The following is an 11,796-nucleotide window of genomic DNA, read 5'->3' as shown; positions in this document are numbered from 1 at the left end:
TCAACCCACCCAGACGCCGTGGGACACCCGACACCAGTGTTCAGCCGCGACGGACCCTATAGGTCTGTCCTGCCTGCGGATCGGGGTCGGCGATCAGATTATGCTCGCCGGCGTGGGTGACTGTCGCTGTCACGAAATCACCGACCTGCGGCTGCGGGCACCCTTCAGGCACGCCGATATGCACCAACGCCCCGGTCCGCTCACGGCCGGTGACCCGATGTGTCTCGTCGTCCTTCTTGCCATGGGTTCCGGTGACCATGACCTCCACATCACGCCCTTCGAACTTGTCAAGCTCCTCCTGGGTGATCCGTTGCTGGAGGGCAAGCAGACGGTCGAAGCGCTCCTGGACAACCTGCTTGGGAATCTGTTCCATCGCTGCGGCCGGGGTGCCCGGACGCGGCGAATACTCGAAAGTGAAGGCAGTCGAGAACCGCGCCTGTTCGACCACATCGAGCGTACGCTGGAAATCCTCCTCGGTCTCCCCCGGGAATCCGACGATGATGTCGGTGGAGATGCGGGCGTCAGGCATCGCCTCCCGCACTTTGGATAGGATGGTCAGGAACCGTTCCGTACGGTATGAGCGGCGCATGGCGCGCAGCACACGGTCGGAGCCCGATTGCAACGGCATGTGCAGCTGGTGCATGACGTTCGGCGTCTGGGCCATCGCGTCGATGACATCGTCGGTGAACGCGGCGGGGTGCGGCGAGGTGAACCGGACGCGCTCCAGCCCCTCGACCTGCCCGCAGGCACGCAACAGCTTGGAGAACGCATACCGGTCCCCCATCCCATAGCCGTACGAGTTGACGTTCTGTCCCAGCAGCGTCACCTCTTTGGCGCCGTTGGCCACGCACTCGCGCACTTCGGCGAGCACATCGCCGGGGCGCCGGTCATGTTCGCGGCCGCGGGTGGTTGGCACGATGCAGAAGGTGCATGTGTTGTTGCACCCAACCGAAATCGACACCCATGAGGAGATGCGCGAAGAACGGGCCGCCGGCAACTGGCTCGGGAAATAAGTCAAGTCGTTGGCGACATCGATCTGCGGCTCGCCGGTCGCGCGCGCTTGGTCAAGCAGACGCGGCAGCGAGGCGATGCTTTTCGTACCGAACACCGCATCGACCCACGGGGTCCGTTTGGCGATGCGCTCGCGGTCCAGCTGGGCCATGCACCCGCCGATCGCGATCTGCACGCGCGGATTCGCATGCTTGTAGCGCGCCCAACGTCCGATGGTGCCATACATGCGTTCGGCGGCGTTCTCCCGCACCGCGCAGGTGTTCATGACCACAAGATCGAAATCATGCTGCGCGATTTGGCGTTCGCTCGCCGGGACGTAACCGTCCTGTTCCAGCACGCCTGCGATGCGCTCGGAATCGTGCACATTCATCTGACAGCCGAGCGTATGAATATAGAACACACCCTTGCCGCGGCCGTCCGGCCGAACATTGCCCGACTGCCCGGCAGCCGGTCTCGAGGCGCGCTCCGCCTCGGTCATCATCGCTTCATCCATAACCGCCGATTGTATCGTCCGGTCGGCACACCGCCAGCGTGCCCAAGCACCCGGCATGTCGTCGCGAATACAGACATCTCCGCACGTGTCACGCTATCATGGTCAATCGTGATACTTGACCGACATAACCGCATTAATATTGGAGAGATGAAAGCGCGGCTGGGCGATTTGAAACTCGGCGAGCAGTTTCCCGCGGAGGAAATCACCGAATTCATCGACCTCATGCAGGTCTATGAAGGCGCGATGTACGAAATCAGCACCAAGCTGGAGATTCTTGACAGCGAATTCCAAGTGCGATTCGCCCACAACCCGATTCATCACATGGAACGGCGATTGAAATCGGTGGATTCCATCCTCGGCAAACTGCAACGCAAATCGTTGCCGATAAACACCCGGTCGATCAAGGATAATTTGTTTGATGTCGCCGGCATCCGCGTGATTTGCAACTACCGCGATGACGTGTACTCGGTATCGAACTATCTGTCGGCGCAATCGGATATCCAGGTGCTGCGCGTCAAGGATTACATCAAGAATCCCAAGCAGAATGGCTACCGCAGTCTCCATGTGATCTACGCCGTGCCGGTGTTCCTGTCCTCCGGGGCGCATTACACGCCGGTCGAAGTGCAGTTCCGCACCATCGCGATGGACTATTGGGCGAGCCTCGAACACCAGTTGCGCTATAAATCCGACCTGCCCGACGCCAAGCTCGCCGAGCATTCGCAGACCTTGCTTGATTGCGCACGCAGTCTGCAGAACATCGAAGCGCAAATGCAGGGCATTCACCGCGACATCACCGGCGCCCCGCGCGTGGAGGAGGCCCCGCAGGCCTGACGTCTCGCGTCTTGCGCAGAATTCCGGACAACAACCTGGCACACCCTCTGCAGCAGGGTGCGCCAGGTTTTCTTTCCCGGCGCCGAATGCCATCGTGGGGCGCCGAAACCTTGGGGCTCAAGGCCTTGAGACCCCCAATACCCTAGAATCCCAGCGCAGGCCTGGTCAGTCCTTGCTCAAAGAAGCGGAATTCATGCTCCGACGAGACGAGCGCCGCATGCATCATATGCTCATATTCGTCAATCGATGCCTCGGCAGCAAGCCGGTCGCAGATTTGCACTTCGCGCAGCGTGCTCTCGGTGAATTCCGGGTCAGAGTACATGCGGATCCACTCGCCAAAGGGATGCGTGTCGACATCGATATGCTTGTTGCGAACCTGCTCGCGCATTTCCTTGCCCATGGCGGCGTACAGCCAAAAACACGGCATGACCACGGCGGCAAGCCGGGCATACGAGCCGGAATCGGCGACACGATGCTCGTGACCGATATAGGCCGCGGTCACCTCGGAGCGGGACGTTGGCGAGGGGTCGAATCCATGCTTGATATACCAGTTGTGGTGGAACATCACCTCGGAATCCACACCTCCGGAAGCCGCCTGTGCGAAGAACACCCGCTCATCCAGGCGGTCGGCGCGCGAGGAAGCGAGCGCCAGCAGCGACGTGTAATCGGTCAGATAGATGTCGTCTTGATGCAGGTAGAACGCGAAATCCTCCAATGACAGCGTGGCGTCCACCATACTGGTGATGAAGCGCATGCCGTGAATCCGTTCGCGGATAGGCCGCACGCGGTTCCAGTAGTCGGCGCTGAAGCGCAATCCGGTCGGTGCGTGCTGCCATGTGAAATCGACCGGCCCGTGCCCTTTGCCCACGTGCAGACGGTCGGCGGCGGCGATCGCTCCGTTCATCCATGTTTTCGCACGGCGTGCGGTCTGCTCCCATGTGTCGCATTGCGGACGCAGTGCGGCAAGCGTGCTGGACAGGGTGTCACCGGTGCCGTGGACGTTGTGGGTGCGCACCGCACGGCCTTCGATGCGCGTGGTGCGCACCTTGCCCTGTCCGTCGGACGGTTCGGCGAGGATATCGGTGCTTGACGCGCCGCCGGCGAGCGCAAGCGCACCGCCTTTGGCGTATACGGCGACGCCATAGCGCTTGCACACCGCGCCTGCCATGGATTCCAGCGTGTCGATATCTGCGGCTGGCTGGTCGGCGTCGGCGAGCGCGGCGAGTTCAGGCACATTCGGCGTGATGATGTCGGCCATGGGGATGATGTCGCGCAGGGCCTGTTCGGCTTGCGGGGTGAGCAGGGCGTCACCGGATTTCGCGTACATGACCGGGTCGAGGACGACGACCGGTTTGGTTCGGCCTTCGTCGCGGTAGCGCTGCTCCAATGCGGTCAGCCACCCTTTGACCGCTTCGACGAGTTCTGGGGTGCCGAGCATGCCGATTTTCATCGAGTCGATGACCGCGTCGTCGCTGACCGCATTGAGCTGTGCGACAAGGAAGTCCGGCTCCATGTTGACGATGCTGGTCACGCCCTGGGTGTTCTGTGCGAGGACGCTGGTCATGGCAGCATAGCCGAACACTCCTTGTGCGGTGAACGCTTTCATGTCCGCCATGGTGCCGGCACCGCCGATCGGGTCGGAACCTTCGATGGACAGGACCCTCAGCCGCGATGGCGCTTCGGCGGCGCGCTCCCCCGCGTCTTCCAATTGCGCGAGCGCCGCCATGGTGCCTGCGACATGCGGGGTTTCGTTCGATTGCTGGTATTGCGGCTCACTCATGCCGGACATCCCTTCGCTAGTGCTGACTAGATCAGGTTCAACGGGTGTGTTCTCAGCCTGTCGGCACCCCGTGTCACCGGCAATCCACCATAGCCGACCCCACGGTCAATGCCGCGGGCATACACGCGTGCTCGGTTCGGATATGCTGGAATCATGCGAGAGAATGAGAAACGACGTCGTATCATCGGCAGCGCGTTGTTGCTGCTGACATCCCTGATCTGGGGATTCGCCTTCGTCAGCCAGGTGCAAGGCATGCAATCGGTTTCCCCAATGTTCTTCAATGCGATCCGATTCACCTTGGGTGCCGTGTCGCTGGTGCCCGTGCTTGTCGTGATGTCAAGGATTCAGGCGGGGCGCGCGGCAACGCGGCAGTCTGTGAAGGCCAGCCGCGGCAATCTGGCGGTATGGTCCGCGGTATGCGGGCTGATTTTGTGGGCTGGCGCCACCTCGCAGCAATACGGGGTCCAATTGAGCATGTCCGCCGGGCATTCCGGATTCGTAACCGCCTTGTATATCGTGCTGGTTCCGGTGCTCGGTTTCCTGTTCCTGCATCGGCGAATCCACATGCTCACCGTGCTGGCGATCATCGTGTCGATAATCGGGTTCTATCTGCTGTGTGTCACCGACACCATCCGCAACATCGGTGCGGGCGATCTGGTGCTGCTGGCGAGCGCGGTGCTGTATGCCACGCATATTCTCGTCATTGACCGGGTGGGCGGCCGGCTTAATCCGATTGCATTGTCTCTTGGCCAGTATCTGGTGGTCTCGCTGCTCAGCTGGGTGTCGACATTGGTGTTGCACCAGGTGAATTGGCAGGGTGCGTTGGCCTGCGCCGGCGCGCTCGCGTACGCGGGCATCATGTCGGTGGGCGTCGCATACACGCTGCAGGTGGTCGGCCAACGGGTTGTCCCGCCATCGCAGGCCTCAATGATCATGTCGTTGGAATCGTTCTTCTCAGCCGTCGGCGGAGCGCTGATCTTGCATGAGACAATGTCGGGACGCGGATATGTGGGCTGTGCCATGATTTTCCTCGGCACGATTCTCGCCCAAATCGATCCGGAACGTCTGATCAGCCGGCTGTCTCCAGATGATTCCCAGCAAAAGACCATAGAATAATCGCAAGAAAGGAGCAATCATGACCTACGATCAGCAGCCCCAGAATCCTTCACCCCAAGTTCCCCAATACCAGGCCAACGGGCAGGCGCAGTCCCAGTACAGCCAGACCCCGTACAGTCAGCCGCAGTACAGCCAGACCCAGTACGTTCAGCAGCCCCAGTATGGCCAGCCGACCGCGCAGCCACAGGCCGTCTACTATCAGTCCCCTGCCGGCGCCGGCGCCAGCGCAGGATATGCGGCCCCGGCTTCGGCCATCCCCGCCCAAGTCGCGTCAGTCACCGAACGTGCGGAACGGACCTCAATAACCCGCGCCTATGCCGAAATGACGGCCGGCCTCGCAGTGACCGCCGTGGTGGCGGTACTCACGCAGACCTTCGGACTGCTCGATAGCTTCCTCGCGACCACCGGCAGCCTCGGGTGGATTGGCCTGATGCTCGTGCAGATCGTCATGGCCATCGCCATCGGTAATCGGGCGATGAATCTCAAGGCTGGCGCTGCACGCGTCCTGTTCTACCTGTATGCCGCGTTGATGGGCTTCACGTTGAGCTCGATTTTCATGGTCTACGACCTTGGCTCAATCGGAACGGTTCTTGCACTGTGCACCGGGTTCTTCTTCGTGCTGACCATGCTGTCGCTCACCATGCGTTCCAGCATGCTCAAGGCGGGTCCGATCCTGCTGGCGGCGCTGATTGCACTGATTGTCGGCGAGATCATCATCATGCTGGTGGCGCCTGGTTCCACCGGGCTCATGGTGATTTCCGCGATCGGCGTGCTCATCTTCGCCGGGCTGACCATGTACGACGCGCAGAAAACCCGTGTCCTGTTCGCGCAGTACGCCGGACAGCCTGAAGCAATCAAGAGCTTGTCAATCGTCTGCGCGTTGAATCTGTATCTTGATTTCGTGAATATGTTCCTGTATCTGCTGCGTCTGTTCGGCAGTCGCGACTGAACGGATTGTCGTAACCTGCGGTGCATACGCCGCATGGAACATCCAATGATTACCGCATTCGGGCCCGGTCCCCTCATCAGGGGCCGGGCCCGAATCATATGTCACATGCGTATGGGTCAGCGCGTCGAGACGAAGGTCGGAAACACCTCGTCAATCACCGCCGATCCCTTCTCCTGAGCGGACTGTGCATAATCGAAACGCAACGTGAGAATCGATTGCTGGGTGACAATCTCCTTCACATACGTGATGGTGCCGTTCTCCGCATAACTGCACACCATGATGTCGCCGGACAGCAGATGGTAGGACACGCTGTGGCCGGAAGCACATGCGGAGTATTCGCTCGAGACCGTGGCACCGGTTGTATTCGATGCGCCGGAAACCTTGATTGTCATGCCGATCGAATCGTCGGTGAAGGTTCGTGCCGCGCCGTTATCGGTTTCCTCATGCCAGACGTAGCCGTCGGGGATGGACACCCGGTACCCCATCGCATCATTCGTGTACACGCCCGCCGGAGACGGTGTGGCGGCTGCAGCGGGCGATGAGGAAGAAGCCGATGCCGATGCGTTGGCCGACGGGGATGCGGACGCTGAGGTGCTGGCTGTGGCGTTCGCCGACGGTTGGGTCGCCGATGTGCCATGATGGCGTGTCGCCGCGAATGCGATGCCCGCGCACACCAGCAGCGCGACAACGACCACGATAATGATCGTGGTGCGCGCCGGAGTCGCGGCCTTGCCCGTTGCAGGCGATTCCGCCGGACGTGCGGCCTTGACACGGCTGCTTGCCGCATTCCGGTCTGTCTGTGATGCTGCGCCGGCGGGCCGGTAGGCAGGCTGATTCGCGTCGGTGGGGATGGCGACGGTCGCTTCTTCGTCGCCGGTTGGCTCCTCGGTGACGGGAAGCTGCCCGGTGGTGTCAGCTTCGTCAGTCGACAGCGGTTCTTCCGCACGTGCCTCTCCCTCGCCGGATCGCTCGAATGCGAAGGGGAACTCGTTCGTGGACTCGTAAATCGCCGCGGTGCGTTCCGTCATTTCAGCCGGCGGGATATTGTACGGCAACGGGCCGGTTTCCGTACCGATGGCATTGCGGTCGATAACCTGGGTCGGTTCGTCGCTGTCGGATTCCTGTGCGTTGGATTCCTGCATGTCGGACGATGGGACATCAGACGACACAGCGAAGGACGGGGCGTCGGATGGGGTTTCAACCCGCTCATCCGATGGCCGGGCATCATCCGGTTGCGCGGGTTGCGCTGCCGATGGCTGTTCGATCGGCGTGCGTTGCACCGACTCGGGTGAAGAGGATTCCACATCGTCTGGCGTATGGCCGCTGTCCGGGGAAATATTCCGATCCTGCACGGTTTGTGCGGTTTGTGCGGTTTCCACGGCCTCAGTGGGTTGCGGGGATTGGGGTTGTTCGGAAGCCCCGGAAATCCTGGAATTTTCCGCCACTTCCGACTCTTCCGGTTGTTCAGGAATTTCCGGTTGTTCAGAAACTTCCGCAGTAACTGGGTTTCCAGCAATGTCCGGGGTCCGCCCGTTTTGCGGCTTTGTGCCCGCCTCACCCTGTGCAGCCGGCTCCTGTCCGCCTTCTGTATCGTCATCGTTCAAGTCCTGAACGATATCCGCGGTATCACCCGTGCCGGGCATGGCGTTGTCGCCGGCAGTATCAGCTTCCTCGGTATTATTGGTGCGCTTGGCATCGGATACATCGCCGGCCGTGTTGTCAGCCTCGTCTTGGGATTGTGCAACCGGCTGATGGTCGGATTGCTGTTGCGACGGCGTTGTGGATTGTCCTTCGGCATTGCCGGTGTTCAGACTCCAGATTCCTTCCGGCAGCGCCGGGATTCCCCACGTGTCCGACGCCCAATCGAGCGCGAAATGGTAGTCCTTCTTCGCGGTTTCGGTCTGTGCAGGCTCGGTGGCCGATGTACCGGTCTCCCCTGAGACGGTCTGTCCCTGCCCCGTACGGACGGACGATTGGTCGCTTTCGCGTGCGCCTTCCTCAGTGTTTCCCGAAGCGACGTCCGAATGCACTCCATCAACCGTTCCAGCGGCGCTCTGTGCAGCACCTGGACGCGTTTTGGCGCGTGGAATGACCGAATGGGCGGACGCGGCGAGCGCGGCGAGATCAGCTGACCCGTTGATGGCGGCCATCTGCGCCTGCTGGATGTATTCGCGCCGGGATATCGGGCGCGTGGGCTGTTCCTGGGCGTCGTACGACGACGCAGGTTGCATGCGGCGCGGAATCGCCTGCGTCGGTGTGTCGGATCCGCGAGGGTCCGGGCCTTCGAGCGTGCCACCACAATTCATGCAGATATCCCCGTCGTAAAAGACCTCAGAACCGCAATGCGGGCAATATCGTATGACGCTCATCTGCTCAATGTCCCTCCGCAACCATCATCATCAATTGTTTTCAACCCTAGCCCATGCCGTACCTTCGGATGTCACGGAATCTGAAGTCGGCACAGATTCGCCGCACACCGCCGTGGGTGACCGGGCGATAGCGGGATTCGGGGGCTCAGCCGCGCATACGGTATTGCTTCCAGATATCTGCCAAGCTGGTGCCGTCACTGCGTTTCCACACATTGAGACCTTGGCTGCCGCCGCCTACCGCGCGTGCCGCCGCGGTCGGCGTGGTGTACTCCGTGCCGTTTTCCAGACGCATTGTGCCCTGTGGGGTTATTTCCGCTTTCCACAGTTCGCCTTTGCGTGGTCGCTTCCATTCCAGCTGTTCGCCTGCGGTCAGCAGCCCGGCACGCAATACCGCGGCGATGGTCACACGGCGTGAAGTCCTCACTCGCGGCTCGTCAGACTCATCGACAATATGTTGATCGGGTCGTGTGGACGCCGGCTGGATTTCTTGATGGTCATACGGAATCCGCCAGTACTGGGCTATGAGCTCGACGGTCTCCTGTTGGCGACCGGCAAGCGTCTGCGGTGTGCAGGTGACGATGTCCTCCAGTTGGCGGGTCAACGGGAAACGTTTGGACGCGCTCATGGTGAGCATCCGGTCGCGGCGTTCGCGGAAGGATGTCACGTGTTCCAATTTCGTGTTGTTCGTCTGGCTCAGCGCCATATTGCCCAGCCGATCCGACCAGTACTCCAAGTCGGCTTGGGTCCAGCCGTCCTCCAACTGGTCTTTGCCCGTCGGCTCCGGCATGATTCGCACGGCTTGCAGGCTGCGCGGGCGGACGATGGCGAAACCGTTGCTCTGCTCGTTCGCACGGATGAGCAGCAGACGCGGCAATGATGGGTCGTTGGGCATTTCGCCGCGCAGGCGGATTAGCGCACGGCGGGCAGAAGACTGGTCGATGGTCAGGCCGGGCACAGCGGTCGGTGCCATGCCTTTGTCTAAATCGCGGACGGTTGTCGCGGCACGGCGACGACGGTCGAGTGATGTGGCCCGATTGAGGCAGTCCACTCCCCAGGCGCGTTCGGTCGCCCGCAGTATCTGCAGCAGACGGTCCACGTCGTGCAGTTCGGGCGCGGTCTCGTTGTCGGCACCGCCACGAGGCTTCGCATGTGCTGACGATGGGCGGAATACGACGGCATCGCTGTCGCCCAGATTGCGGATGGAATGGACCAATGCCCACATCGCGATCGGTTTCCAGTCATCATTCGGATAATCACGCAACGCGACAATCGCTGCAATGACATCTGCGGGCAGCAGCGTATCCGTCGGCCGTTCCAGCACACGCCATGCGCGCACATACGGCGACAGGATGTCATCGATGAAACCGGGGACCGACGTGTCGCCCTTGTCGTTGCGTTTCATGCATGGGTCAAGCACGTCTTGCAGGAACTGATCAATCAGACGCGAGCACTCCACTTTCCGGGAGACAATCAGATGGAGATCCCTGAAGAAACTCTCGCAGGATACCGGGTCGTCCCCGAGCGGATCCATAATGTCGTCCCAACGCGCGGCGTACAGGTCGCGCCGTGGCTCGTCAATCGCGGCGACGGCCTTGGCTTTGAACACGTCGGACACCGTCAGCGGCATGCCGCGCATGTTCATCACGTCGAATACGCGATGGGCGCCTTGCAAATCATCCGTGGAGACGATGACCAGCGTCACCATGTTAACCATGTAGGAGGCCAGCGTACGCCGCTCTTCGGGTTTCATACCGGCCAACGCGTCATAGACGGCTTGCGCGTTGTCGTGGATGTTGCGCTGCGCGTTCGTTTCCATATCCATATCGCGCAGGTCGAACAGGGATTCGAGATTGCCTTCCTGCACGTAGGAAGCGAAGAATGAGGCGTCCCGTTCGCGCAGTGTGAGTCTGGGGGCGGTGTCGATATGCCGTAGCCGGTCGCCCGGATCGATGATGAGATTCGTCAAATCACGCGAAAGAGCCGGGTCGTCTTCGAGTTCGCGCATGGCGGCGATGATGATGGTCAGGGACACCAGGCGCTGCTGGCCGTCGATTACCTCGTATGCGTTGCCCTCGTCGTGGACGAGGATGAGCGAACCGAGGAAGTACGGGGTGTTCGGGGTCTGGGATGCTGAACGGATATCGTCGAGCAGCTGTAGCACGTTGCCCGGGCGCCAGGAATACGCCCGTTGGAATGATGGGATGGACAGACGATAATCCGATGTGAATACTCTGCCCAGCGGCTCTTCCGACGCGCTGATTGCCATGGTGCCTCCCCCTGCCGCACTTGTGCGGCGTTGTCTCTTGTTGCGATTCTACGCCTTCCCTCAGGTGACGGAAAACCGGTGAAACCACGACGGGCCGCGGCCAGCCGCCATGAGGTGGCAAGGTCGCGGCCCGTCTGGAATCCGTGCGACTCAGGCCCGCTTGCCGGCCATGAGGTTGCGCAGCACGTATTGCAGGATGCCGCCGTTGCGGTAGTAATCCGCTTCACCGGGGGTGTCGATGCGTACGGTCGCGTCGAACTCGATCCTGGTGCCGTCGCCCTTGGTGGCGGTCACGTGGACGGTGTGCGGGATTTCACCGGTGTTGAGCTGGTCGATGCCTTCGATGTCGAAGGTTTCGGTGCCGTTCAAGCCCAGTGATTCCGCGGATTCGCCTTCAGGGAACTGCAGCGGAAGCACGCCCATGCCAATCAGGTTGGAGCGGTGGATACGCTCGAAGCTGCGGGTGATGACCGCACGTACACCGAGCATGACCGTACCCTTGGCTGCCCAGTCGCGGGACGAACCGGTGCCGTATTCCTTGCCTGCGAGCACGACGAGCGGCACGCCCGCCTTGCGGTAGTCAAGCGAGGCGTCGAAGATCGTGGACGGCTTGCCGGTCAGGAAATCATACGTGTATCCGCCAGGGGTGACCTCCTCGCCGACGGAGGCGAGCAGCTGGTTGCGCAGGCGGATGTTGCCGAAGGTACCGCGCACCATGACCTCATGATTGCCGCGGCGGGAACCGTAGGAGTTGAAGTTCTTCGGTTCGACGCCGTGCTCGACCAGGTATTTGCCTGCCGGGCTGGACGCCTTGAACGCACCTGCCGGGGAGATGTGGTCGGTGGTCACTGAGTCGCCGAGCAGCGCCAGCACGCGGGCGCCGTGGATATCCTCCACCGGGGCTGGCGTGGCGCCCATACCGTCGAAGAAGGTCTGCCGACGCACATAGGTGGAATCAGGATCCCAGGAGAACAGTTCGCC

7 protein-coding genes, 1 pseudogene and 1 riboswitch are annotated in these 11,796 nt (G+C 61.4%); of the genes and pseudogenes, 3 read left to right on the top strand and 5 right to left on the bottom strand.

Annotated elements, in window-relative coordinates; genetic code table 11:
• Positions 1-40: 40 nt before the first annotated feature.
• On the bottom strand, positions 41-1,504 hold the full coding sequence (gene miaB / locus ACI38B_RS05980) for a tRNA (N6-isopentenyl adenosine(37)-C2)-methylthiotransferase MiaB (RefSeq protein ID WP_033492350.1): 1,464 nt from the start codon (positions 1,502-1,504) through the stop codon (positions 41-43).
• Between the two features lie 147 nt (positions 1,505-1,651).
• Here miaB and ACI38B_RS05975 point away from each other — a divergent pair, with 147 nt between their 5' ends.
• Positions 1,652-2,335, top strand: coding sequence for a GTP pyrophosphokinase (locus ACI38B_RS05975; protein ID WP_015450243.1), 684 nt, complete (start codon positions 1,652-1,654; stop codon positions 2,333-2,335).
• Positions 2,336-2,477: 142 nt separating this feature from the next.
• Here ACI38B_RS05975 and thiD read toward each other — a convergent pair whose 3' ends face one another.
• Positions 2,478-4,115 carry a bifunctional hydroxymethylpyrimidine kinase/phosphomethylpyrimidine kinase gene (thiD, locus tag ACI38B_RS05970; protein WP_439729953.1) on the bottom strand — a complete coding sequence of 546 codons (1,638 nt, stop codon included), beginning with the start codon at positions 4,113-4,115 and terminating at the stop codon, positions 2,478-2,480.
• Positions 4,107-4,196, bottom strand: a riboswitch (TPP riboswitch). (Overlaps the previous gene by 9 nt.)
• A 72-nt stretch (positions 4,197-4,268) precedes the next feature.
• On the opposite strand from thiD, the gene ACI38B_RS05965 reads away from it, so the two are divergent.
• Complete coding sequence (locus tag ACI38B_RS05965) at positions 4,269-5,231, top strand: DMT family transporter (RefSeq protein WP_439729952.1); 963 nt, start codon at positions 4,269-4,271, stop codon at positions 5,229-5,231.
• 19 nt (positions 5,232-5,250) lie between these two features.
• A complete protein-coding gene (locus ACI38B_RS05960; RefSeq protein WP_439729951.1) occupies positions 5,251-6,180 on the top strand; it encodes a Bax inhibitor-1 family protein in 930 nt (309 codons plus the stop codon).
• Positions 6,181-6,296: 116 nt separating this feature from the next.
• Here the strand turns inward: ACI38B_RS05960 and ACI38B_RS05955 are convergent, their stop codons facing one another.
• The 3 genes and pseudogenes from ACI38B_RS05955 to acnA all read right to left on the bottom strand — a co-directional run.
• Positions 6,297-8,549, bottom strand: a complete 2,253-nt coding sequence (locus tag ACI38B_RS05955) for a hypothetical protein (protein WP_439729950.1) — start codon at positions 8,547-8,549, stop codon at positions 6,297-6,299.
• A gap of 145 nt (positions 8,550-8,694) precedes the next feature.
• Entirely contained in the window at positions 8,695-10,815 is a 2,121-nt protein-coding gene (locus ACI38B_RS05950; protein ID WP_439729949.1) for a GmrSD restriction endonuclease domain-containing protein, read from the bottom strand.
• A gap of 150 nt (positions 10,816-10,965) precedes the next feature.
• A pseudogene (gene acnA, locus ACI38B_RS05945) lies at positions 10,966-11,796 on the bottom strand (aconitate hydratase); the annotation flags it as partial.

The sequence above is a fragment of the Bifidobacterium sp. genome, assembly GCF_051876855.1.
Taxonomy (GTDB): domain Bacteria; phylum Actinomycetota; class Actinomycetes; order Actinomycetales; family Bifidobacteriaceae; genus Bifidobacterium.
Note: the sequence above shows the minus strand (reverse complement) of the source record. Positions and strands in the feature narration are given on the sequence as shown.